Origin of the sequence: Caballeronia sp. S22 (assembly GCF_964261745.1) — a bacterium.
Classification (GTDB): Bacteria; Pseudomonadota; Gammaproteobacteria; order Burkholderiales; family Burkholderiaceae; genus Caballeronia; species Caballeronia jiangsuensis.
Window position 1 is genome coordinate 2,174,027 of the sequence record NZ_OZ180035.1, and the last position, 24,979, is coordinate 2,199,005.

General features: G+C 66.0%; 15 protein-coding genes and 1 pseudogene. 8 read left to right on the forward strand and 8 right to left on the reverse strand.

Annotation, left to right across the window (positions count from 1 at the left end; translation table 11 throughout):
• Nucleotides 1-224 precede the first annotated feature (224 nt).
• Both ACEN42_RS10260 and ACEN42_RS10265 read left to right on the forward strand, forming a co-directional pair.
• Nucleotides 225-1,826: an L-lactate permease gene (locus ACEN42_RS10260; RefSeq protein ID WP_187608971.1), complete on the forward strand. Its 1,602-nt coding sequence runs from the start codon at nucleotides 225-227 to the stop codon at nucleotides 1,824-1,826.
• Between the two features lie 115 nt (nucleotides 1,827-1,941).
• Nucleotides 1,942-2,873 (forward strand): annotated as a pseudogene (locus ACEN42_RS10265) (DMT family transporter).
• 468 nt (nucleotides 2,874-3,341) lie between these two features.
• Here ACEN42_RS10265 and arfB read toward each other — a convergent pair.
• From arfB to recC, 4 genes are read right to left on the reverse strand one after another with little or no spacing between them, the layout of a single operon-like run.
• Complete coding sequence (gene arfB, locus ACEN42_RS10270; protein ID WP_238210258.1) at nucleotides 3,342-3,755, reverse strand: alternative ribosome rescue aminoacyl-tRNA hydrolase ArfB; 414 nt, start codon at nucleotides 3,753-3,755, stop codon at nucleotides 3,342-3,344.
• 25 nt (nucleotides 3,756-3,780) lie between these two features.
• Nucleotides 3,781-5,790 carry an AAA family ATPase gene (locus tag ACEN42_RS10275; RefSeq protein WP_371879863.1) on the reverse strand — a complete coding sequence of 670 codons (2,010 nt, stop codon included), beginning with the start codon at nucleotides 5,788-5,790 and terminating at the stop codon, nucleotides 3,781-3,783.
• Nucleotides 5,787-9,491 carry an exodeoxyribonuclease V subunit beta gene (gene recB, locus ACEN42_RS10280; RefSeq protein WP_371879864.1) on the reverse strand — a complete coding sequence of 1,235 codons (3,705 nt, stop codon included), beginning with the start codon at nucleotides 9,489-9,491 and terminating at the stop codon, nucleotides 5,787-5,789. Before recB ends, ACEN42_RS10275 begins: the two co-directional genes overlap by 4 nt.
• The gene (gene recC, locus ACEN42_RS10285) at nucleotides 9,488-12,886 is read right to left on the reverse strand and encodes an exodeoxyribonuclease V subunit gamma (RefSeq protein WP_371879865.1); all 3,399 of its coding nucleotides are present in this window, start codon (nucleotides 12,884-12,886) and stop codon (nucleotides 9,488-9,490) included. Before recC ends, recB begins: the two co-directional genes overlap by 4 nt.
• A gap of 193 nt (nucleotides 12,887-13,079) precedes the next feature.
• On the opposite strand from recC, the gene ACEN42_RS10290 reads away from it, so the two are divergent.
• Nucleotides 13,080-15,629 carry an FUSC family membrane protein gene (locus tag ACEN42_RS10290; RefSeq protein ID WP_371879866.1) on the forward strand — a complete coding sequence of 850 codons (2,550 nt, stop codon included), beginning with the start codon at nucleotides 13,080-13,082 and terminating at the stop codon, nucleotides 15,627-15,629.
• 14 nt (nucleotides 15,630-15,643) lie between these two features.
• On the opposite strand, the gene ACEN42_RS10295 is transcribed toward ACEN42_RS10290, so the two are convergent.
• Together ACEN42_RS10295 and ACEN42_RS10300 are read right to left on the reverse strand one after the other, a co-directional pair.
• The gene (locus ACEN42_RS10295; RefSeq protein ID WP_035510494.1) at nucleotides 15,644-15,862 is read right to left on the reverse strand and encodes a hypothetical protein; all 219 of its coding nucleotides are present in this window, start codon (nucleotides 15,860-15,862) and stop codon (nucleotides 15,644-15,646) included.
• Nucleotides 15,863-16,186: 324 nt separating this feature from the next.
• Nucleotides 16,187-16,660, reverse strand: a complete 474-nt coding sequence (locus ACEN42_RS10300) for an Lrp/AsnC family transcriptional regulator (RefSeq protein ID WP_014190921.1) — start codon at nucleotides 16,658-16,660, stop codon at nucleotides 16,187-16,189.
• 127 nt (nucleotides 16,661-16,787) lie between these two features.
• Here ACEN42_RS10300 and ACEN42_RS10305 point away from each other — a divergent pair, with 127 nt between their 5' ends.
• Complete coding sequence (locus tag ACEN42_RS10305) at nucleotides 16,788-17,387, forward strand: cysteine dioxygenase (protein ID WP_371879867.1); 600 nt, start codon at nucleotides 16,788-16,790, stop codon at nucleotides 17,385-17,387.
• 7 nt (nucleotides 17,388-17,394) lie between these two features.
• Here the strand turns inward: ACEN42_RS10305 and ACEN42_RS10310 are convergent, their stop codons facing one another.
• On the reverse strand, nucleotides 17,395-20,028 hold the full coding sequence (locus tag ACEN42_RS10310) for a mechanosensitive ion channel family protein (protein ID WP_371879868.1): 2,634 nt from the start codon (nucleotides 20,026-20,028) through the stop codon (nucleotides 17,395-17,397).
• A 115-nt stretch (nucleotides 20,029-20,143) separates the two neighbouring features.
• The gene (locus tag ACEN42_RS10315; RefSeq protein ID WP_187608962.1) at nucleotides 20,144-20,620 is read right to left on the reverse strand and encodes a hypothetical protein; all 477 of its coding nucleotides are present in this window, start codon (nucleotides 20,618-20,620) and stop codon (nucleotides 20,144-20,146) included.
• A 191-nt stretch (nucleotides 20,621-20,811) separates the two neighbouring features.
• On the opposite strand from ACEN42_RS10315, the gene ACEN42_RS10320 reads away from it, so the two are divergent.
• The 4 genes from ACEN42_RS10320 (at nucleotide 20,812) to ACEN42_RS10335 (ending at nucleotide 24,952) form a co-directional block, all read left to right on the forward strand.
• Nucleotides 20,812-21,393, forward strand: coding sequence for a DJ-1/PfpI family protein (locus tag ACEN42_RS10320; RefSeq protein WP_250483367.1), 582 nt, complete (start codon nucleotides 20,812-20,814; stop codon nucleotides 21,391-21,393).
• Nucleotides 21,394-21,595: 202 nt separating this feature from the next.
• Complete coding sequence (locus ACEN42_RS10325; RefSeq protein ID WP_238210244.1) at nucleotides 21,596-21,895, forward strand: hypothetical protein; 300 nt, start codon at nucleotides 21,596-21,598, stop codon at nucleotides 21,893-21,895.
• A gap of 534 nt (nucleotides 21,896-22,429) precedes the next feature.
• Nucleotides 22,430-23,263 carry an IclR family transcriptional regulator gene (locus ACEN42_RS10330; protein WP_187608959.1) on the forward strand — a complete coding sequence of 278 codons (834 nt, stop codon included), beginning with the start codon at nucleotides 22,430-22,432 and terminating at the stop codon, nucleotides 23,261-23,263.
• Between the two features lie 324 nt (nucleotides 23,264-23,587).
• Nucleotides 23,588-24,952, forward strand: coding sequence for an MdtA/MuxA family multidrug efflux RND transporter periplasmic adaptor subunit (locus ACEN42_RS10335; protein ID WP_371879869.1), 1,365 nt, complete (start codon nucleotides 23,588-23,590; stop codon nucleotides 24,950-24,952).
• Nucleotides 24,953-24,979: the final 27 nt, after the last annotated feature.

Sequence of the window (24,979 nt, forward strand, 5' to 3'; positions counted from 1 at the left end):
TGCTCCCGCTTCGACGACGCGCCCGCTAGCGGCGCGTCCCGCCACGCCGATGCCGCAATGGGCGGGCATTCACGCCTTGACGCAGGCCGTTCGCGCCCTATTCTTAGTGTGCGCGTTATGCGTTTGCTTAAGCCCGCGGCCGGCTACTGCTTAACATCGAACTCCACGCGCATCGCGGCTTCGCTTCGCGCCGCTTCGGCTCATGACAGAGAGAAGGAGACCCGATGTTCCACCAGCTACTCACCCCGATCGCCAATTCCCTGTTCGCATCGTTCATAGTCGCCGCGCTGCCGATCATCCTCGTGCTCGTGCTGCTGGGCTGGGCGCGCCGCCCCGCGTGGCAGGCATCGCTCGCGGGCTTGATACTCGCGCTCGTCATCGCCGTGGCGGGCTGGCATTTCCCGGTCGCGCTCGCGCTCGATTCGGTCGCGGCCGGCGCCGTGTTCGCGCTATGGCCGGTCATGTGGATCGTCTTCGCCGCGATCCTGCTCTACAACGTCGCGCAACGCTCGGGGCGTTTCGAGGCGTTTCGCCTGTGGATGGTCGATAACCTCCCGAACGACCGGCGCATCGTGCTCGTCGTGATCGGCTTCTCGTTCGGCGCGCTCCTCGAAGGGATCTCTGGTTTTGGCACGCCGATCGCGATCACGAGCTCGCTCTTGATTCTGCTCGGTTTCCCGACGCTCGAAGCGCTCACCTTCACGCTGATCTTCAACACGGCGCCGGTCGCGTTCGGCGCGCTCGGCGTGCCGATCACCGTGCTCGGCGCGGTCACGCACCTGCCGACCGATGCGCTCGCGAAAATGGTCGGCCGCCAGTTGCCGTTCTTCGCGTTCTTCCTGCCGTTTTACGTGATCGGCATTTACGCGGGCTTTCGCAACATGATGCGCGTGTGGCCCGTGCTGCTCGTCTCCGGCGGCGCGTTCGCGCTCACGCAGTTCGTGACGTCGAACTACATCAGCTATGCGCTGACCGACGTGCTTTCGTCGCTCGTCTCGCTGATTCTGACGATCGCGTTCCTGCGCGTGTGGAAGCCCGTCGCCGACGAGCGCTTCGCCGTGAACGTCGAGCGCCTCGGCAACACAGGCGCGACGCTTTCGGGCGGCCACGGCTGGGTGCCGTGGATCGTCGTGTCGGTGGTGGTGATCGTGTGGACGGTGCTCAAGATTTTCCTGATCGGCGACGTCAAGGTTCCGTGGCCCGGCCTCGACAAGGCTGTCTATATCACGCTCTATAACCAGCCGTACGGCGCGATCTGGGACTTCCAGCCGCTCGCGACCGGCACCGCGATCCTGGTGGCGTCGATCATCACGGCGCTGCTCGTGAAGCTGCCCGCGCGCGAGTACGGCGCGGCGATCGCGGATACGTGGGTGCAGACGCGCATCGCCATTCTCACGGTCGCGACGATCGTCGGTCTTGCGTATCTGATGAACTATTCGGGCATGAACTACACGCTGGGTCTGGGCGTGGCGTCGGTCGGGCCGTTCTTCCCGCTCGTGTCCGCGTTCCTCGGCTGGGTGGCCGTGTTCCTCTCCGGCAGCGACACGTCGGGCAACGCGCTCTTCGGCAATCTGCAGGTGGTCGCGGCGAATCAGCTGAACCTGAATCCGGTGCTCATGGCGGCAACCAACTCGTCGGGCGGCGTGATGGGCAAGATGATCTCGCCGCAGAACATCTCGACCGGCGTGGCGACGACCGAGCTCAAGGGCAAGGAAGGTGTCGTCTTCGTGCGCACCTTCAAGCATTCGATCCTGCTCACGATCGTGCTCGGCGTGCTCGTGTGGCTGCAGCAGAACGTTCTCACCTGGATGATTCCGCCGCACTGAAAATCGGGCGCGCTTCTCCCGCTTCTTGCGCTTTCGTTCGGCGGGCGTTCTATCGATACAGGCGCGGTGCTAACATGCGCGGACTTTCAATCAGCATCCCGAAGTCCGCCTCGCCATGTCACCCGCCAATCTGCTGCAACTGATCGTGCTCGCCGCCCTGTGGGGCGCATCGTTTCTCTTTATCCGCGTCGGCGTGGCCGAGTTCGGCGTCGCACCGCTGATGGCCTTGCGCGTGGGTATCGGCGCGGTGTTTCTGGTCGCGATGCTGCTTGCGCGCCGTCCGTTCCCGCCACCGTCAAGACGCTGCGCACGCGCTGGCTTCAGTTGCTCGCCGTCGGCATTCTCAACTCCGCCGCGCCGTTCTGTCTCTTCGCGTATGCCGAGCTGACGCTTTCGGCAGGCGCGACGTCCGTCATCAATGCGACGACGCCGCTCTTCGGCGCGCTCGTCGCTTTCCTGTGGCTCAGGGACCGCCTGACGACGGCACGCTCGATCGGCATGGCGATCGGCTTCGCGGGCGTGCTCGTGCTGGTGTGGAATCAGATCGCGCCGGATCATGGCGGGCATGATGCCGCTTTGCCGGTGCAGGGCATGCTCGCGGCGGCTGCGGCGCTCGCGGCATCGGCGCTTTATGGCGTCGCGGGGAACTTCGCGAAGAAGTATCTGATGAACGTCGACGCGATGACCAACGCCGCCGGCAGCATGATCGGCGCGACCCTCACGCTCGCGCCGATCGCGTTTCTCACCTGGCCCGCCGTGCCGGTTTCAGCGCATGCGTGGGGCGCAGTGCTCGCGCTCGGGATCGGCTGCACGGGCGTCGCGTACTTCATCTATTTCCATCTGGTCGCGGTCGCGGGGCCCGCCCGCGCGATGACCGTCACCTTTGTCATTCCGCTCTTCGGCATTCTGTGGGGCGCGGTGTTTCTCGGCGAACATGTGTCGATTGCGATGATCGCGGGGTGTGGGATCGTGCTTGCAGGGACTGCGCTTGCTACCGGTGCCGTGAAGCGTGTGCCGTTTGTTGGGCGGCGTAAGCTTGCGCCTTGAGGTTTTGGGGAACCTTGTGTTCGTGTCGGTCTATTAGCATTGCCCCTGTGCGGGGCGGCAGTCACTTTCTTTGCTGCTGCAAAGAAAGTAACCAAAGAAAGCAGCTCGTTCAGGCCCGCGGTCACACGCACGTTGGCCATGCTTGCCAGCCGCCCTTGGCCCTCGCCTGAGATCGCCGACAAGAGACTCGCGCATTCTGACAAGCTTGTGATTCAAGCGAATTGGTTCAGCACCGAACTACTCCGGCACAGCTTCCTCCGCTAATCTGGAATGCGAGATAAAAGACGCTTATCTACACGGTCGTCGGCTGTTCGACCACTGGAAGGACACGCATGACCTGGCCTCGGCGCATCACGCACTGATCTATCCAGATCTCGCTGCTTCGATGATCGGCCGCGATGTCCTGAAGTCATACTTTCCCGCCCCACGTATCGATGCGCACCCGAACCCGCAACAAGGCTGCCCAACTCAATCCCCCCGCACCGGCCCTCTTCCCGCCTTGATCGCGCCACGCTTCACCTTCCCCTCCACGCGACGTCGTTGCGATGCGCGCGTCGGCTTCGTCGCGATCCGCTTGCGCCGCGTGACGGCGACGCTCCGAATGAGCTCATCCAGCCGCGCCAGCGCCGCCGCGCGATTCATGTCCTGCGTGCGATGCTCCTGCGCCTTGATGACGATCACGCCCTCGCGCGTGACGCGGCTGTCGGTGAGCGCGAGCAGGCGATCCTTGATGTGCTCCGGCAGCGACGACGCGCGGATGTCGAAACGCAGATGGATCGCGCTCGACACCTTGTTGACATTCTGACCGCCCGCGCCTTGCGCGCGCACGGCCGTCAGCTCGATTTCGTTCGGCGGCACGGCGAGGCTGTCGGTCATCGTCATCGGTCGGCTCCTTTGTGTCCTGCACTCATGTGAGACGCCGTATTCTCGCCGCAAGTCCGGAATCTCGCCGCGTCGGTTCCCTCACGGCCTGCGCGAAAATCGCCGCCGAGCCGATGACCTCCACCCTGCGCTTCGCCCGCGTGATCGCCGTGTACACCAGTTCGCGCGACAGCACGCGCACGAACGCGCCGGGCAACACAAGCGCCGCGTGCTCGAATTCCGATCCCTGCGACTTGTGCACCGTCAGCGCGAACGCGGTGTCGTGCGGCGGCAGTGCGGCGGGCGACACATAGCGCAGCGCGCCATCGGCCATGCGGAATGCGACGCGCAGCGATCCGTCCGCGCCCGGCAGCGCAATCCCGATATCGCCGTTGAACAGCCCGAGCGCGTAATCGTTGCGCGTGACGATCACCGGCCGTCCCGCAAACCACTGTGCGCCGAGCGCAAGCGCGATGCCCGCCTGCTCGCGCACTTTCGCGGCGATGCGCGCGTTCACTTCATCGACGCCGCGTGGTCCTTTGCGGGTCGCGCACAGCACACGGAAGCAATTGAGCGCGTCGAAGAGCCGGGCGTGATCGGCCTCTGCGCCATCGAGCGCGGCGGACAGCGCTTCGGCATACGGCGCGAAGCCTTTGGCGAGGCGCGCGAGCGTGCGTTCGGACAGCGCCGCGTCGCCGTCGTCGAAGAGCACGGCCGCGCGCGCGCCGGATGGATCGAGCGCATCGAGCGCGGCCTGTTCGTCGCCGTTGCGAATCGCGATCGACAGACGGCCGATGTCCGAATCGAGCCCGAACCGATAATTCTTCTGCAGCCACACGACGCAATCGGTCAGCGCGCCTTCGCCTTCCTTGCTTCGCCCGCTCCAGTCATCGGGCAGCGTATCGAAGAGCGCGCCGTAGCCTTCGGAATCGTCGGCGGGCGCGATGTCGAATAGTCCGAGTTGCGGCTCGCTCTTTGGCGTCCGGGCGTGCGGCAACGCGGCTTCGAGCCGCTTCGCATCGATCGATAGCGCCGCCGCGATGCGCGCCTTGCCCGATGCGCTGAACGACGGCTGCGCGCTCAGTTCCGCGAACACCGCGCCGGCTTCCACGGCCGACAACTGATCCTTGTCGCCGAGCATCACGAGACGGCTCGCCGGCGCGACCGCTTCGAGCAGATGCGCCGCGAGCGCGACGTCGATCATCGAAGCTTCATCGACGACGATCACGTCATACGGCAAGGGATTGTCGCGATGATGCCGGAAGCGCCCGTCCGACTGCACGCCGAGCAGCCGCTGCAAAGTGAACGACGTGCGCGGCAGGCGCTCCGCGAGTTCCGGCGGCAGCTTGTCCGCGCGCTCGATGAGCGCCTCCTGCATGCGTTGCGCGGCCTTGCCGGTCGGCGCGGCAAGCGCGATGCGCACATCGGGATCGGTATCGAGCAGGCACGCGAGCACGCCGACCACCGTCGTCGTCTTGCCGGTGCCCGGCCCGCCGCTCACGATCGTGAGCCGCCCCGCCAGCGCGACCAGTGCGGCGACGCGCTGCCAGTCGATGTCGTCGCCCTCGCGCGGACCGAAATAACGCGCGATGCGTCCGGCCTGCTGCGCGATGTCCTCCCGCGAGACCGGCACGCGCGCATCGCGCGAGCGTTCGACGAGCGCCTCCGCGAGCCGCCGCTCGTAGTCGAAGTAACGCGCGAGATAAAGCCGCCCATCCTCGTCGATGACGAGCGGCAAAAGATCAGCGGCGTTGCCGCGAGCGTTACTGCGCGCAAGGCACGCGACGCCGCTCGCGAGCAGCGCGTCGCGCGCTTCGTTGAAGTGCGCATCGTGACGCCGGGCGAGCGCGCCGAGCGGTAGGCACACGTGGCCTTGCGCGGTCGCGCGGCTCATCGCGAGCGCGGCGCGTTCGGCCCACAGCACGCTTCGCTCGTCTGCGCCCAGCCGCGCCGCGAGCGCGCTCAGGCGCCGCGCGAAGCCTTCGGCGAGCGCCGCGCTTTCGTCCGCGGGCGCGGGCACGGGGCGCGCCGCTTCCATCAAATCGAGCGTGCTCATGCGACGCCTCCCGACATCAATCGATCGAGCGCCTCGACCAGTTCCAGCGACGGCCGTCCGCGATGCACACCGCTTGCGGATTCGCCATCTCGCCAGTCGGGACGAACGCCGCGCACGAAGAGGTACAAATACCCGCCGATATGCTTGTCGTACGCATAGTCCGACAGACGCGCGCGCAGGTAACGATGCAGCGCCACCACATAGATGAGCGCCTGAAGGTGATAGGCATGTTCCGCCATCGCCACGGCGAGCGGCGCGGCGGCGTAGTCGGAAGCGGCATCGCCAAGATGATTCGACTTCCAGTCGATGATCCAGTAGCGGCCTTCATGCTCGACGATCATGTCGATGAATCCCTTGATGAACCCGCGCAACGCGCCGTTTTCGAGGGCGACGTCGGGAAAGCCGTGCGCGGCGAGCAAACGCCGCATCGCGGTGAAATCGAGCGTTTGCGCCGGAAACAGAAACTCCAGCTCGTTCATGCGACGCGTCATCGCGATAGTCTGAAGCCGCATGGCGGGCGCGATCTCGGCGGCGACCGTATCGGCGAGCAGACGCAGCATCATCGGCCGCAGGCGCGGGGCGAGCGCGTCCGGCGCGGGCGTCGGATGCTCGTGCAGCGCGCGTTCGACGGCCGCGGGCCAGCCCGACGGCTCGGTGAAATCCGCGAGCTCGAACATGCGATGCAGGCACTCGCCCGCCGCCGCGCCGCGCGGGAACGCGAGTATGTCGTCGGGCGCGAGTTGCGATTCGTCGCGCGCGGATGGCGCTATTCGTGCGGCGTCATCGAGCGCGGCGAGTTCGTCGTGATCGGGACGCGCTTCGGCTGGCTGCGCCTGGTTCGCCTCGTCGCGCGCACCAGCCGCGATCAGCGAGCTGAAACTCGCCATGCGCCAGCGATCGCGCAGGATGCGCTGATTCACGCGCGCCGCGATCTCGTGCTGATTCGCCGCATCCGCGACGAGCGGTTCGCGCATATCGATCACCGGCAGCGGCGCAACGCCGATCGCGCCGTCCGAGCGCGCCGCGACCGCATTCCACGCCGCGACGACATCCGCTTCCTCGGGCGGCTCGTCGCAGAACGCATCGAAATCTTTCCCGCTGCCCGCGACGAGCCAGTTGAGCACGCTGCGACGCGATTCCTTCGTCGATCGGTTCGACACATAGAAACCCGCCACGACATAGCAGCGGAACACCGCACGCGTCAACGCGACGTAGACGAGTCGCGCGCGCTCGGCCGCCTGCTCACGCGCGATCGCCGCGCTCACGTGATCGTCTTCATCGCCTTCGATGCCGTAGTGAAGCACAGCTTCGCCCGCGTCGTCGTGATACTCGCGTGCATCGGGCAGGCCCGATTTCGACCGCTCGCGCGACGCGCCGTCGTTCAGGAACGGACAGAACACCACCGCATATTCCAGTCCCTTCGACTTGTGAACGGTCACGATCTGCACGAGATTGCGGTCGGATTCGAGGCGCAATTGCGCTTCCTCGCCGCCACCCTGCTGCTCGCGTTGCGCTGCGAGCCAGCGCAGCGTCGGCGCGATGCCGGGCTGTTCGGCCGAACGCGCCTGCAGCAACTCCGCCAGATGATTCACGTTCGTGAGCCTGCGCTCGCCGTCGGGCCGCGCGACGAGACGCGTCGCGATCGACAATTCACGCGCGAGCGTGCGCCACATCACCGCGAAGCCGCGCTCATGCCAGATCGTGCGATAACGCGAGAAGCGCTCGACCCAGCTCGTCGAATCGATCGGCTCGCCGTGCGGATCGGCCGCGTCCGCGTGCTCCAGCCGCCAGAGCGCGGCGGCGTCGAGGCCGAACCAGTCGGTCGCGAGCGCCGCGCGCAAACGGCGCAAATCGCCCGGCGTGTCGATGGCGGCGAGCACGCGCTCGATCTGCTCGGCGTCGGGCGAGCCGAACACCGACGCCTGCGCGAGCTCGACGCTGCCGATGCCCCACGCCGCGAGCACGCGCTTCACGAGACTGCCCTGCCGGTGCGTCTGCACGAGCACGGCGATATCGCCCGCCGAAAGCGGCGCGCGGCCGATGGTCACCTCGCCGCGCTGCGCACCGCGCAAGAGCCGCGCGATCTCGGCGGCGCAGGCTTCGGCGGCATCGCGATGCGCGGTGGTTTTCAGGAGCGCCGATTCGCCGTGCGGCAGCATCCACACGCAGAAATCGGCGATTTCGGCATAGGCCGCGGCTGGCGTGCCGTCGACGAACGGCCCGCGTTTGCGAGTACCGGCGCGCACCGGCTGATAGTCGAGACCATCGAGAATGAACGCCGCCGGATTCGCTTCGAACACGCGATTGCACGCCTCGATGATCTGCGGCGTCGAGCGCTGATTGACCGCGAGCGTATAGCGCGCGCTCGCGCCGTCGCGCGCCGCGAGATACGTGTGCAGGTCGGCGGCGCGAAAGCTGTAGATCGCCTGCTTCGGATCGCCGACGAGAAAGAGCGGCCCGTGCGGCGCGAACACGCGGTTGAAGATCGCGTATTGCAGCGGATCGGTGTCCTGGAATTCGTCGATGAGCGCCGCCGGATAGCGCGCGCGCAATGCCTCGGCGAGCCACGCGTGCCTGACGAGCGCGTGATGCAGGTTCGACAGCAGATCGTCGAACGATACGACGCGGCGCGCGCGCTTTCTCGCGGCGAGTTCCGCGGGCGCGTGATCGAGCCACTCGCGCACGATGTCGAGCCACATCGCGCGCTGCGACGCCTCGGCTGCGGCGGCGGATGCGGCGAGCGCATCGGCCTGATCGAAAAACGCGTGCGCGGGCGGCATGTTTTTGCCCTTGGTGCCCTTCGCGAGCGCGGTCGCGGTGAGCTTGAGCGCTTCCTTCGGCGGCGGCGCATGACAGTCGGCATTGGCGAAGTAGTCGGCCCACGCGTCGATGGCCGCGTCGAGAATCGTGCGCTTGTGCGTCGTCTTGTTGAGGATGGCTTCGGCGTCGAAGAGCAGCTTCGCGATGCCGTCGCGTTCGGCGTTCCACAACGCGCAGGCCTGGTCGAACAGCGCCTGCATGTCGGCCGCTTCGGCGGCATTCGTATCGCCGAAGCGCAGCGCCGCGAGCGGCTTTTTCAGACGCCGGGCGAGCTGCGCATCGAGCGATGCCGGCCCCGCGCCCTTCGCGACGAGCCACGACGCGAACGACGGCGTGCGCGCCGCGACCGGCTCCACGCGCTCGCGCCAGAAATCCGCCGCGAGCTCGAAACGCAGCGCGCTGTCGTCGGCTTCCATCTCGAACGCGAACGGCATCGCGGCGGCGAACGGCGCCTCTTGCAGCGCGCGCTGGCAGAACGCATGAATCGTGTGGATCGCGGCCTGATCGAAGGTGGACACGGCGATGCGCAAGCGCTTCGCGGCCTCGTCCGCGTCAATGTCTGCGAGCGTCGTTTCGAAGAGTTGCTCGATGAACGGATCGCCGGCCGCATCGCCGTTTTCGATCGCATGCGCGACGCCCGCGAGCCGCGAGCGGATGCGCTCGTGCAACTCGGCGGTCGCCGCCTTCGTGAAGGTCACGACGAGAATCTGCTCGACGGACAGACGCTTTTCGAGCAGCAGGCGCACATACAGCGCGCAGATGTTCCAGGTCTTGCCCGTGCCGGCGGAAGCCTCGATCTGGTTCACGCCATCGAGCGCGCAGGAGAAGACGTCGAGTTCCTGCACGCCGGTGTCATCCATGAATGTCGTGAGGTTGGTCATGCGCCGCTCCGCAGATGCTGTACGAGCGGCTCGAACACGATGCGCGCGAGCGCGGCGAAGGCATCGTCGAGCGCGAGGTCCGCGCCGCGAAACGCGATGCGAAACACCGGATCGTCGGATTCGGCGCGCGTGCGTTCGGATTCCCACGCGGCCTGTGCTTTCGAGTCGCCCTCTTTCACCTTGAGCCATGCGCTCTTCGGAAAGAACCTGAGCGGCATGCGCCGTCCTGCGCGATAGAGCGACGCCAGCGCGGCGAGATGCGCGAGCGGATCGGCGACGGGCATCAGCTCGAAATCCGCCGATTGCGAGCCGCGCCCGTGCCAGATCGTGCGGCGCGGACCATCGGGCAGCGCCGCGCAATACGCGAGATGCGCGAGCCATGCGGACAGATAGTCTCGCGCGCGCGGCGCATCGTAGCGATAGATCACCTGACCTTGCGGCGTCAGCGCGTTGAGCGTGCCGACGAGCGTCATCGGACGAACGTCGATGAGCGCGTCGTCATAAGCGCCGAAGAGCGCGATGCCCGCGGTGTCGGGCCAGCGCGGCTTGAGATCGAGCGAGAACGGCAGGCGCTCGACACCCGCCGATGTCGAAGCGCGCACGCGTTCGGCCAGTTGCCCGAGCGCGTGAAGCTCGCGCGCCTGCCACACGCCGCCCGTTGCGCCGCCGGGCATTTCCGGACTCGCGCGCGCGACGCGTCCCGCGCGTTCGCGTGCGGCGCGCTCGCCGTCGTCGGCGGCTTCGAGCAGCGCGGGCAGCACGCGCGCGGCGAGCGCGTCGCGGCCCGCGAAGCCCAGTTCGAACGGCTCGGTTTCGTCGAGTTCGGCTTCGGCATCGACGAGCGCGATGCCAAGGCGGTCACGCAACAGCGCGCGCGCGGGATGGCGCCAGAAGCGCACGAAGTCGTCGAACGCGATAGTCTGGACGTCCTCCTCCGGCGGCAAGGGCGCGGAGAAGAACCGCGCGACGGACTGCGACTTGCCCGATTCCAGCGCGCGAGCGAGTTCGGCGCGCTCGGGCTCGTAGGTGAAGAGTCGGCCGTCTGCGTGAAAATATTCCGGCGCATACGGCTGCAACGGATGCTCGAACACGAAACGCGCGCGCGCCGCTTCGAGCTCGTCGGGCGCGGCATGTTTGCCCGCGACGGACTGCGCGAGATAGTCGAGCAGTTCGTCGATGAGCGCGGCGGGCGGCAGCACCGCGTTGTCGCGGATACTGCGCCCCGTGTAGGCGATCATGAACCGGTCGCGCGCGGCGAGCATGAGATCGAGGAACAGGTTGCGCTCGTCGTCGCGGCGCTGACGGTCGCCGAGCTTGCCGAAACGCGCCATCAGATCGAACTCGTCGGCGCGCGTGAGGCTCGGCAGCATGCCGTCGTCCATGCCGAGCAGGCACACCACGCGATACGGCAGGCCGCGCAGGCTCGTCAGCGACGAGAACGTGACGCCGCCCCACGGCACGCCGCCGCGCGCGGGATCGTCGAGCGTATCGGTGAGCGCGGTGCGGATCACGGCGGCCGATACGTCGGTCTCGCCCGCGCCTTCGTCCATCGCGACGACGAGCGAATCGATCGCGCGGCGCACGTCGCCGATGGCGTCGGTGAACGCGACGCCCGCATCGAAGAAACGTTCGAGCGCATCGAGCAGCAGATCGCCCCAGGCGCGCGCGGTGCGCGACGTGGCGATGCGTTCGGCGAACGCGTCGATATCGTCGACGAAGCGCGTCAGACGGCCGAGCAACTCGGCATCGGAGCCGTTCGCGCCTTCGATCGGCAGCCATTCGTCGACAGGCGCGCCGCCGCCCGGCAGCGCATAACCGAGATAGAGGCGCGTGAGGGCGTCGGCGAACGTGTGGCGCGCGGCGGGCACGTCGGCGGCGGTGACTTCGTCGGGCCGCAATCCGCGACGCGCGCCTGCCGCCGCGAGCCACGCCTGCGCGGTTTCGAGCGCGATGGCGTCGATGCCGTAGCGCGCCGCGATCGCATCCACGCGCAGCCATTCGACGAGTTCGGGCGCGCCGACGCTGCGCTCGGTGAGCGCGAGCCAGTCGATGAGCGCGCGCGCGACCGGATTCGCCTGCGACGGCGGCAGGCCCGTGATGCGATACGGAATGCGCCGCCGCTCGTTGCTCGCGCCCGCGGGCGCGGTGCCGAAGATACCGTCGATGAGCGGCCCCGCCACCGCGAGATCCGGAAACGCGACGAGCACATCCGACGGCTCCAGGCCTTCGATCTCGTCGAACCAGTCGAGCAGACGGTCGTGCAGCACTTCGAGCTGGCGCGACAGGCTATGACAGACATGCACTTCGATGCCGTTCCCGACGATCGTTTCGGGCTGCGGCTCGATGCTTTCTTCATCGAGCGCGAGGATGCCGTTCTGCACGCGCGCGAGCCACGTCGGCGCGGGATTGTCCTCGAAGAGTTGCCGCTCGCTCGACGCCGCGCTTTCGGTCAGCTCGTGCAGCATATGCAGTTGCGCCTGCGTCTGTCGGCCCCATTCCGCGAGCAGCGGATGGCCGACTTCCTGATAGTCGGCTTCGCCCTTCAGTTCGAGTTGCTCGACGCGCGCCTCGCTCACGATGTCGTACCAGAACTCGCGGCAAGGATTCTGCGCATAGACGCGCACGTCGATCCAGCGCGACAGCTCGCGCAACAACGCGATATGCAGCGGCGGCATCGTCGGCAAGGCGAACACGCTGATGCGGCGCGGCCATTGCGCATGCATCACGGCGTCGAGATCGAGGCGGGGCGCATCGGCGAGAAAGCGGTACGCGGGCGGCGTCGGATCTTTTTCGGCGCCGTTCGCATCGTGTGCGAGATCCGCGAGCAGCGCGCGCCAGAGCGCCGCCTGCCAGCGCTCGTCCTCGCGCTGGATATCGTTCGCGCCCGCGAGACGCGGGCCGCGCGCATCGGTCTCGACACCGCTGCCCGCGAGAATCGAGCCGCCCGCCTGCCAGTGCGTGAGCCACTCGGGCCGATATGTCAGATAGTGATCGAAGACCGTCGCGATGCGGCGCGCGAGCTCGTAGCGCATCGAATCGTCGGCGGCGTCGAGATATGTCGATAGCCGCGCCGAATCGCCGATCGACGGATCTTCGAACAGCCGGTAGCAGCGCCACGCAAGCCGGTCCGGCGCGAACGGCGAATGCACGGCCACGGGCAGCACGCGCCCGATCTGCGCCCAGAGCCACTGCGCGAGATAGCAAAAATCGACGTTCGCGCAGATGCCAAAGCGCTCGGCCATGTCGAGTTCGAGCCGCCGCCGCACGGCCGCGCTCGGCACGATGACGGCTTCGCGCGCGAAGGGATCGCTCTCGCGCATCGCGAACGCGTCGAGGTCCTCGAAAAGCGCAGCGGCGAGCGTCTCGTGACGATTCGAATAAAAGAGTTCGAGCATGGAAGCGCCGTTGCTATGCGGCCTGAAATGGCGGGATTCGAAAAGCTTTGTAAGTCCAGGCGCCAGCATAGCAAAGCGGGCGCGGTGACGAGAACCTGGCCGAATGGCCGAGGTCAGAAGCCCGGTAGAGTTGGGTTAGACTCGTTTCTCGCCTCGTCCCCAGAACATCAACGAGCGTCAAAACAGGAAGTCGATGCGCTATTCGTTCGAAATCAGGAAGTTTATTTACAGCCAGTATTTCTTCGGCGGCTTGCGCATCGCTTTGGGCGTGTCGCTGCCCGCCGTCCTGATGCTCATCGTCTTTCATAATCGCGAGCTCGGTTTCACGATCGCGACCGGCGCGCTCGGCGCGTGCGTCGTCGACATGCCCGGCCCGCTCAGGCACAAGCACAACGAGATGCTCGCCTGCACGTCGATCGGCTTCCTCGCGGCGCTCGCAACGGGTATCGCGACCGCGCATCCGATCGCGCTCTGGCTGACCATCGTGCCGCTGACTTTCGTGCTGTCGCTGATCGTCGTGTATGGCAATCGCTGGCCGCAGATCAGCTTCGCCACGCTCTTCATGATGGTCGTCACGCTCGAAGAGCATTTCACGCCGATGCAGGCGCTCATCAACGCTTCGTGGATTCTGCTGGGCGGCCTCTGGTACACCTACTGGGCGACGCTCGTCTCCCGCCTGCTCGTGTATCGCATCGAGCAGCAGGCGCTCGCCGAAAGCATTTTCAGTTGCGCGGAGTATCTGCTCGCGCGCGCCGAGTTTTATGACGGCGACGCCGATCTCGACGAGTGCTACCGCATTCTCATCGAGAAGCAGATTGCGGCCGTCGAGCGGCAGGAAGCGGCGCGCGACATCGTGCTGCGCAACCTGCCGAAAGTGAAGAGCGGCAAGCTCGACGCGCGGCGCGCACGGCTCTTCAATCTGTTCATCAACGTGGTGGATCTGCACGAGTTCTTCGTCGGCGCGCATACGGATTATCCGCTCGTCAGAAAGACGTTCGCGGGTTCGGACGTGCTCATCTTCTATCGCGACCTGATGCGCAAGGCGAGCGCGGATCTCGAAGAAATCGGCCTCGCGGTGCTGCAGAACAATCCGGCCGGACGGCAGATCAGCATGAAGGCCGAATTGCGCGCGATCGAATACGAACTCGAACTGATGCGCAAGCACGGTCTGCCGGAGAAGAATCCGGAAGCGTATACAGCGGCGGCGGCGGTGTTCAGGCGGCTCTGGAGCGCGACGCGCCTCATCGACAAGATGCGCCGCCGCACGCGCGACGGCGCAAGCGCGATCGAAACCGAAGTGCAGATCGATCACGCGCTCTCGCGCTTCATATCGAGCCGGCGCGTGCCGTTCATGCAGATTTTTTCGAATCTCACGATGTCCTCGCCGAGCTTCCGTCACGCGCTGCGCGTGACGATCGCTGTGGGCATCGGCTTCTGGCTCGGACGTCTGCTGCCGCTCACGAACGCGTACTGGATCGTGATGACGACCGTCATCATCCTGAAGCCCGGCTATTCGCTCACGAAGCAGCGCAACACGCAGCGGATCATCGGCACGGCGATCGGCTGCGCGGTGACCATCGCGCTGATTCTCTTCGTGAAGGAGCCGCATATCCTGCTCGTCGTGATGTTCGCGTCGATGGTCATGAGCTATAGCCTCCTGCTCTTCAACTACGCGGCGAGCGTCGTGTTCACGTCGTCGTATGTGCTGCTGATGTTCCACCTGCTCGCGCCCGGCAGCTTGCGGCTCATCGGCGAGCGCGCGATCGATACCGTCGTCGGCTGCGCGATCGCCATCGCGGCGAGCCATCTTTTCCCCTATTGGGAATACCGGTTGATGGGCAAGCTCGTGAAGGATCTGCTCGCCGCGACACGCAATTATCTGGAAGCAAGCTGGTGGTGGCGTGCGAAGCCAGCCACGCCGGCGGAAAAGGCGCGCGCGGCTTCTTCATCGGCGATGGAAACGCCCGTCGAGCGCGCGGTGTTCGCCGATGCCAACGCGGGCGCGGTGGCGTCGTCATCGGTTGTCGAGGCGCCCGTGCAAACGGTGGCCATCACAACCGTCGCGGCCAACGAGCCGAACGCCGCCACGCCGCCGCTCGATCCGGCGGTGGTCGCCGATTCGGCGATGAAAGCCGCGAGCGCGACGGCGCAGCGATTGTCGTCGGTGAGTATCGGGGAAAGCACGGCGGCGACGGCGAGCAAGGGCGCGTCCGCTGCGGCGACGGTCGCCGCCACCGCACTCGACCGCGATTTCCGTTACCGGCTCGCACGCAAGAACGTGCATATCGCTTTCGCCAATCTCGCGCAGGCGTTCCAGCGCATGATGCTCGAGCCGAAGGCGCAGCAAAGGTACGTCGCTGAATTGAACGATCTGCTCGTGCAAAGCCATGTGCTCGCCTCGCAGATCACGGCTGCCGCGCCGCTTTTGCAGTCGCTCAACGAAGCGGGCGGCCAGCCGTTCGAACCGGTGCAGCGCACCTTCGGCATCGTGCGCGACAACCTCGCCGACGCCGTGGGCGAACTGCCTGCCGCACCGAAACCCGATGCGCCGCCCGCACAAGCGGACGCGCTCAAGGAGCTGCGGCGCGATCTGGACAAGATGGTCGTCGATGCCGAGCGCGCGCAATCGCTGTCCGCCGATGCGCTTCACGACCTCAAGCTGCTCGCGCATCAATGCAAGCAGATGCTGACGGCGTCGTCGCTCATCGGCAAGGACGCCGCGCAGATTCGCCTGCCAGTGTGAACGCCGCTTGGGCGCTACTGCGATGCGCCGATCGCAGGGACCGCGGGACGCACGTCGCTCGCGGCGGACGGTTGCGCGTTTTGCTGATCGAACTCGCGCTTTTCGCGAATCGCGTTGAAGAGGATCGTGCCGATCACGAGCAGCACCACGACAACGATGAACACGCTGACGGCGCGGGTCGGGTTCTTCGGCTTACCGTCCGGGCGGCGAGAATCGCGGGGGTCGTGGTTCATGAAAAGGTTCGTGGCGACGTTTCGGGAATGACCCGACATGGTACCCGTATCGGGTTTCAGTTGGATTGCGGGGCAAGTCGATCCAAGGCACTTGCACTCATGTCGTTTCGATACGCGCGCGCCGGTCGCGAAATTCTCTACTGCACCGCGCCGCTTGAAGAAAGCCCGCCCGGACGACGATACTGAATGCGATTCCATGCGCGTCCGATCCCGGCGCGGGTGGCAGGTGCAGGTGCCGGGATGATCTGTGACCGGACGTGTTGAGCCGCCCGCCCGGGCGGCCTTTTTTGTTTCATCATCCTAAGTTAATGCACTCGCGGACGCTCAAGGCGCAAGCGTCGGCCGCACCGGCAGCGCCGTCGAATACTTGATCTGCTCCATCGCGAAACTGGAACTCACGTCGTACAAAGGCACCGCGCGAATGAGCTGCTTGTACACGCGGTCGTAGTCGTCGATATCCGACACCACGACCCGCAGCAGATAGTCGGTTTCGCCGCTCATCCGATACACCTCGACGACTTCCGGAATATCGCGGACCGCGCGCGTGAAATCCTCAGCCCACGTCTGCGTGTGCTGATTCGTGCGCACCGCGACGAATACCGTCGTGCCGACGCCCAGTTTCTTCGGATCGCATAGCGCCACCTGCGCGCGGATCACGCCCGTCTCTTTCAGACGCTGCACGCGCTTCCAGCAAGGCGTCTGCGACAGATTCACTCGTTGCGCGAGTTCCGCGATGGGCATCGTCACGTCGTTCTGCAGCAATTCGAGCAGTTTGCGGTCGATGAGGTCCATTCCCATGCTGCACCCCTTATAGGAAATTATTCTATTTCTCGATGGTCGAGCGAAATTATATGGAAACTAATTCTGGAGGCAAGCCGGTATAAATGAGTGGATCAGGTCACAACGAAAAGACGGCTCATCCACTATGCAACTCGAACATGTCAGCCGCCTGGCGCGGCCCTTCCCCCCGGCTTCGCCGGCGTCCGAATCCGCTGCCTGCAAAAGCCCGGCGCTCGAACAACTGTGCCGCGAGCTGGATGCGGCTTTCGCGGCCGCCGAAACGGGTCCGCAGGCTGCGTTCGGGCAGCGCGTGCGACTCGCGCTGCAACGGGCGATCGCCGATCCGGCCGTGCTGCGCCCCGATCAGCGCGTGGGCAATCCGCAGACCTATTGCCGCCATCTGCTCGCCGCCGATCCGCTCAACCGCTATGCAATCGCCGCGCTCGTCTGGGCGCCGGGGCAGGCGAGCCCGGTGCATGGTCATCGGACGTGGTGCGGCTATGCGGTGATCGAAGGCACGCTCGAGGAAACGCTGTATCGCTGGGACGCGGCGGAGCATCGCGCGATCGAAACGCGGCGTCATCCACGCCCGCCGGGCGCGGTGTCGTATGTGGGCGCGGGACGCGGCGCGATTCATCAGCTCGGCCTTTGCGCCGATGCCGCCGCGCGCGCCGTGTCGCTGCACGTCTACGGCGTCGCGGGCGAGCAGATCGCGACGCACGTCAACGATCTGCTCGCAGCCTGAAGCAGGCTCAGCCTTTTCCGGGCTCGGACGCCGTCGGAATCTGCGGCGGAATCGGCACGGACTGATCGGTCGGCGGGGGCGCGGGCTGCGGCTCGTGCGACACGTCGCGCGCCGCGGCTGTCGCCTCTTCTTCCACCGCAGGCGGCGCCCCGCCCGTCCAGATGCGCCGCGCGCGCTCGCGCCCTTCGGCGGCGTCGGCGCCGAGCATCGCGTCGCGCGTCATCTGCACGTGCATCTGCGGCACCGGAATCTCCATGCCGGCTTCGTCCATCTTGCGCTTGATGCGCAGATTGAACGCCCGCGCGACGCTCCATTGCTGCAGCGGCCGCGTCTTGATCTGCCCTTTCACGACCATCCAGTTCGGATCGAAACGATCCAGCCCCCACACTTCGACCGGCCCCAGCATCTCCAGCCGATAGCGGAAATCGTCCATCAGCTCGGCGCCGACTTCGCGGATCATCTGCGTGACTTCATCGACGTCGGCCGAAAACGGCACGCGCACCTCGAACACCGCATAGGCGAAATCGCGCGACAGGTTCTTGACCGTCTTGATCTGCGAGAACGGAATGGCGTGGATCGCGCCCTGACCGTCGCGCAGGCGCACGGTGCGAATCGTCAGGCTTTCGACGATGCCCGCGTGACCGCCCTCGACCTCGATCGAATCGCCGACCGAGATCGTGTCCTCGATGATGATGAAGAGCCCCGTGATCAGATCCGCGACGAGCGACTGCGCGCCGAAGCCGACCGCAAGGCCGATCACGCCCGCGCCCGCGAGCAGCGGCGTCACGTTGAGGCCGAGATTCGCGGCGGTCACGATCGCCGCGACCGTCAGCAGGAACACGAACACGACGTTGCGCACGAGCGGCAGCATCGTGCGGGCGCGCATGCTCGGGCCGCGCCCGCCGCGCCGCGCCGCGTCCGGCCTGAGCGCTTCCTGAATGCCCGTGTCGATGAGAATCCAGATCAGCCACACGACGAAGAACGTCAGCACGATCATCGCGACGGCGTGCGTGATGCCGCGCGCGGCGACGCTCTCCTCGGCCATGTGGGCGAGCGAAAAGCCCCAGAAACGCGACGACAGTTCGAGGAACACGAGCCACACGCCGACCACGATCATCGTGCCGACGAACTTGACGAGTCTGCGCACATACGCCGATTGCCGGCGCGGTTTGCGCGACTTGGGCCGCGTGATGCGCACGATGATCGCGGAAAGGAAGAACGCGATGACGAGCAGGCCCGCCGTCGCGATCGCCATCTGCAACACGTTCTCCGAGGTGCCGATGCCCATCAGCGTCGCCACCACCGACGCCGACGCGAGCAGCAAGAGCGGCAGTTGCCACAGCGACGCGACCACTTCGAAGGTTTCGGTCGCGGCCTTGCGCGTGTTGCGCTGCTCGTAGCTCCGGCTTCGGATCAGATGCGCGACGGGCCGCTGGAACGCGAGCGCGAAATACGCGGTGAGGCCCGCCGCGCCCATGTTCGCGCAGGTCGAAATGAGGCCGGCGAGATTGGTGCCCAGTTGCTGCGCGACGTCGTAATTGGCGGCGGCGTCGCCGAGCGCGCCGAGCGTGCCGATCAGGAACAGGAGCCGCCGCGCGCGGATGATCAGCAGGTTCACCGCGACGCGGCGGTGCGCCGAGCCGAACAGCGAGAACATGATGAGACAGATCGCCGAGAACACCGCGCCCGCGACGATTGCGTACGCGGTGACCATCGCGAGCGTGCGGCCGAGCGACAGCGGCATGTAATGCGTGAAGGTCAGCGCCGCGAGAAACGCGAACAGGTACGGCGCCACGCGGCGCAGCGTGAAGAGCAGCAGCTCGCGCGTCGTCGGATTCGAGTGCAGGCCGGTGTCGATGCCGTAACGCGCCTGCACGCGCCGCTGCAGATAAACGAGCGTCAGCGCGCACGCGGCCCAGCCAGCGAGCATCGCAAAGAAGTTGAAGAGCGTGCGGCCGAACGTCTCGCGGCTCTGGCTCGTGACGATCGTGAAAAGCTCGTTGCCGGCCGCGTTGAAACGTCCGATCCAATAGGCGATCGGCGTCTTGCCGCGCTTCACGTCCGCTTCGATGTTGGTGAGCGCCGACGCGATCGCGCCGAGCAGCCCCGCGTTCTGCGCGATGGTCGCCACCACCGACGATGCCGTCGAGCCGGACGTCGGCGTCGCGCCTGCCGCGGCCGTGCCGCTCGCGGTTACGTCCGTCGTCGCAGAAGCCGCCGCTGCGCCGGAGGCGGGAACGGTGGAGTCGGCCGCGCGTTTCGCATCGCGCAGATGCTTCAGTTGCGAAACGAGCGCGGCGCGTTGCTTGTCGCTGTCGAGCGTTGCGATGATGTTGTCGAGCGAGCGCACCATGTCGGCATCGGACATGGCGGGCGCGGACGCGGCATCTGGCGCGGACGCGGGCGCGGCCGGCGTGATCAGTTCCTGGAAGGTGGGCAGCGTGAGCGCGGAAGCGGCGTGGGCGGCAGGCGTCGCGAGCGCGATCGACGCGACGAGCACGGCAAGCACCGACGACATGACAAGCGAAAAACCGCGCGACGCGTGGCGCACGAGCGCGGCGCAAGAAAGCGCGAACGCCGCCATCCAGGACATCGCGACAGACGCCGCCGCGCGCAGGGGCGCGAGCTTGCGTAACTTCATAACGGTCTCGATTTCTGAAAGACCGCCAGTTTAGCGGCTGGGACCGGAACGCCGCCCAACCGGGACGTAACCGAATGTTAAGCGGATTCGCCCTGTTTTCTCAGACGAATGAACGCTATTTGTCCATTTCCGTGCGGGTGCCGCTGCTGCCGTCGGCTGCCGGGCTCGCGACCGAACCCTGCGCACTCGCCTGCGGATTCGACGCGCCGCCGCTCGTCGCGGACCATTCCTGCAGCTTGCGTCCCGCCGATTGCAGGCCGGCGCCGGTTGCGCTCGCGGCATTGTTGATCGCAGCGTTCGTCGCGCTCGCGGCGCTGTCGAAATTCGATCGCGCCGATGCGGCGACGCTGCTCGCCGACACGTCGGGCATCGAACCGGCGTTATCTACATTCTGTTGCGCCGACTGCTTCGCCGCATCGACCTTCGCGCCGACATAGCTCGCGGCCTGATCGAACTTCTGGCTCGTCTGGCTCGCGAGGTTGTTGAATGCGCCCGCGGCCTGTCCCGCGGTTGCGTCGTGCTTCTCGCACGCGGCCAGCACGCCGAGCGCGGCGAGCGCCACGGCGATGCGGCTCATGGGATTCATTTGCATGGTGTTACCTTCTGCCCGATTCGTGATCTCAAAAGTCGCGCACATCATACGCTGCCGCTGCTATACCGCTCCGGAATGCAGTTCCGGCGTGTCACATGCGAAGCGTGACATGAATAGTAGACTGGTCCGCGTTGCGCGCCTTGCGCGCAGCACGGTGCATCCGACAACCCATTCCCTGACGAGGTCTAGCGATGGCTGCGAAGAAGATTCTTTTCCTCACCGGCGATTTTGCCGAGGACTATGAAACGATGGTCCCGTTTCAGGCGCTGCAGGCCGTCGGCCACACGGTCGATGCAGTCTGCCCCGGCAAGCGGCGCGGCGACTACGTGAAGACGGCGATCCACGATTTCGAGGGCGACCAGACCTACACGGAGAAGCCCGGGCATCGCTTCACGCTCAACGCGAGCTTCGATGATGTCGATCCCGCCCGTTATGACGCCCTCGCGATCGCGGGCGGCCGCGCGCCGGAATATCTGCGGCTCGACGATCGCGTACTGGAACTGGTGCGCCATTTCGCGCAGTCGAACAAGCCGATCGCTGCTGTCTGCCACGGCGCTCAGGTGCTCGCGGCGGCGGGCGTGATCGAGGGACGGCGCATTTCCGCCTATCCGGCATGCGCGCCGGAAGTGCGGCTCGCCGGCGCGACTTTCGCCGATATCGCCGTGGACGACGCCGTGACCGATGCGAATTTCGTCACCGCGCCCGCGTGGCCCGCGCATCCGGCGTGGATCAGGCAGTTTCTTACGCTGCTCGGCACGCGAATCGAACTCTGAAACCTTGCATCGCAGGGGAACCTGACTGGCGCGAAGGCCGCGCCAGTCCTTACGAATACCTGCCAACGGAAGCGCCGCCCGTGAAAAGCGGCAAATAGAATTTTCCCTCTACATTTAAGAGACTTCTGGTTTTGGAGCGTACCGGGCTGACATATATTCGCCGGCGTCCCGCCCCCCCACACAGTCTCGCTCCATGCTTCTCATGAATTTCGCTGTCGCCCTGGTCGCAGGGTTGATCCTGTTCGAGCCGTTTACCCGCGCCCCCGTCTCCCGCTTCACCACGCCCCGCATGCGCCGCAATCTCGCCAGCCGCTCGTTCTACCAGGCGGGCGTGGCATTCCTGACGGCGTTGTTCATCGCGACGAGCCCGCCCGCGCCGGAACGCATTTCCCCGCTGCTGGTGCTGGCCGTCGCGCTGCTGCTGGTATGCGCGAGCGTCTACTGGATTGCGCGCGGCAAGCGCCTGCTCAAGCAGCCTCGCGTGTTCAACAACATGTACTGATTTCCACGACGCGGCGCCCGGTGCACCGCGTTTTGCCATCGCGCGGTGAAAGTCTTTGCCGCCGATTTCCCGCCTCGCATCACCTTTCCCTCCGGCATCCCGCTCCAGCGACCGCACGCGGCATCCAGGCGGCTCGTGCCCGTTCAGGTATATTCGCCAACGCGCTTCGACTCAGCGAGCACGAAAAAAAAGGCGCTACGTTGCCGTAGCGCCTTAAAAGTTCTAGCCATTCCGAGGGCCGTGCTAGAACCTGAGAGCCTGTATTTCGAGCCCTGAGCGGAAAGCGCCGATGCGCACATCACCCCGGTTTCGAAATTCGGTTCCATTTTTTCCGGGATCGCTGCCTAAGTCAAGCAAAACTTCACGGTCCGGGCAACTGCCCAAACTTCGTTCAAGGTGCGACCGTTGCGGGAAAAGTTTCATCGTGTATGCAGCTTATCGTGAAGGCTTGCATCGTTTGCAAGTTTCGCGGTGTCGCCCTGTAGAATCGCGACCTATCATCAAATAAAACAATGTTTCACAAAACGAATGCCTATGCAAAATGAACGGTCGCCAGGCCGGGAACGCGCCCGGGAAAAAGACGGCGAAGAAGTCACGGCTCTCGCCCGCGGGCTCGATGTGTTGCGCCGGATTGCCGCCGCCGATGCGCCCGTGAGCAATCGCGAACTGACGGACTGGACCGGCATCCCCAAGCCGACGATCTCGCGCATCACCGCGACGCTCGTCGGTGCCGGCCTGCTGCTGCGACTGCCCGACAGCGAGCGGTTCGTGCTGACCGCATCGGTTCTGGAGTTGAGCAACGGATTTTTACGCAACTTCGATATTCGTGCTCGGGCGCGCCCGTTCCTCATCCGGCTCGCGGAACGTACCGGGCTGTCCGTCCACCTCGCCGTGCGCGATCGTCTTGAGATGGTTGTAATCGATGCCATTCGGCCACGCTCGGCCGTGCTGGTTTCGCGGCTCGAGGTCGGCGGAAGGATGGACCTGTGCCGCACGGCGGTCGGCCGCGCGTATCTCGCGGTGCTCTCGGAGCCGGATCGGCGCGCGCTCATCGGCAGTCTGCAGACCGCATCGGGCGACGACTGGCCGGCCATCGCGGGCGGCTTGCAACGCGGCCTCGACGATGCCCTGCGCCTTGGCTTCGCGACCTCCGTCGGCGAATGGCACCATGGGCTGAACGCGGTCGCGGCGGGCTTCGTCGGGCCGTCCGAGGAACGGTATTCGGTCAATTGCGGCGGCGCCGCGCATCAGTGCCCGCAAGACATACTCACCGGCGAAGTCGCGCCAGCCCTGCTCGATTGCATCGAGCAGATCACCCGCGAGATCGGCGGCTCGCGCGCGACGAACGCGATACGCGCCGCCGGTTAGACTACGCGGCTGCACGGTGCGCGATCGAAGCCCATCGAAAGCTCGCGTCGGCGCGCGTGTAACAGTCGTAATCAACAGAAAGAATGGCCGGTAGACGGCCTCGGGTGCGGGACGTAGCATCATGCTTCGCGCGCACCGGGGCTGCGCCGGATTCCTGGCCTGATCGACAGGCAGGCTTTCCAGCCGCTTTCGACGGCCCCCGCATTCTCACGGCCTCCGCTTCGGTCACGGTTCATGCGCGCGGCGCATCGCCTTGCGCGTCCGAACCGCGACCGCCGCCCGTCCGCGCTCCGTACAGATTTGAAAGACCCAGCCACCGAACCGATGGACGACCAAAAGAATCCTTCCGCGCAACCGCGCCCGACGCCTCCAACGCCCGCCGCCTACGAACCCGCGCAGCGGCGGCGCCGGATCGTTCCGCTCATCGTCGCGATGCTGATCGTCGCGGGCGCGATCGCATGGTGGCATCCGTGGAATCGCGGCAGCACCGGCGGCACGAACGCACCGCAGGACGCGCGTCAGGGCGGACGGCGCGGCGCGCAAGCGGCGAACCAGCCGCAACCGGTGCATGTGGCGACCATGACGCAAGGCGAAATGCCCGTCGTCATCAATTCGCTCGGCACCGTCACGCCGCTCGCGAACGTCACGGTCAAGACGCAGCTGAACGGCACGCTCGTCGATGTCGCCTTCAGGGAAGGCCAGATGGTCAAGAAGGGCGACGTGCTCGCGCAGATCGATCCGCGTCCGTATGAAATCTCGCTGCGCAACGCGGAAGGCGCGCTCGCGAAAGACCAGGCGTTGCTGCAGACCGCGCGCCTCGACTTGCAGCGCTATCAGACGCTGCTTTCGCAGGACTCCATCGCGAAGCAGCAGGTCGACACGCAGGCGTCGCTCGTGAAGCAATACGAAGGCGCGGTGAAGTCCGATCAGGCGAATGTGGATACCTACAAGCTCGATCTGACCTATGCGCGCATCACCGCGCCGGTGTCGGGGCGCGTGGGTTTGCGGCAGGTCGATCCGGGCAACTACGTGACGACGGGCGACACCAACGGCGTCGTCGTCATCACGCAGTTGCAGCCGATCAGCGTGATCTTCACGACCTCCGAGGACAACCTCGCCGCCATTCTCAAGCCGCTGCACGCGGGCACGAAGATGTCGGTGACCGCGTACGACCGCGCGAACACGACGCCGCTCGAAGCGGGCTTCCTCGAAACCGTCGATAACCAGATCGACACGACCACCGGTACCGTGAAGCTGCGCGCCACCTTCGACAACAAGGAAAGCATGCTCTTCCCGAATCAGTTCGTGAACACGAAGCTGCTCGTCGACGTGATCAAAAACGCGACCATCGTGCCCACCTCCGCGGTGCTGAACGGCTCGTCCGGTGCGTTCGTCTATGTCGTGAAGCCGGACAACACCGTCACGGTGCGCAACGTGAAGACCGGTCCGGTCGACGGCGAGCGCACGAGTATCAAATCCGGGCTGGAAACGGGCGAGCGCGTGGTGATCGACGGCTCCGACCGCCTGAAGGAAGGCGCGAAGATCACGATCCCGGCCGAGAAGGCGAAGGCGGCGTCGGCTGCTTCCGGTGCTTCCGGTGCTTCCGGCGCATCGGCGGCCGCGCCGGCTTCGGCGGCATCGGGCGCACGGCATGGCGGGCATCGACGTCAGCAGTCGCAGCAGCAGTAACCGCAGGCATCACGTAATGAATCCGGC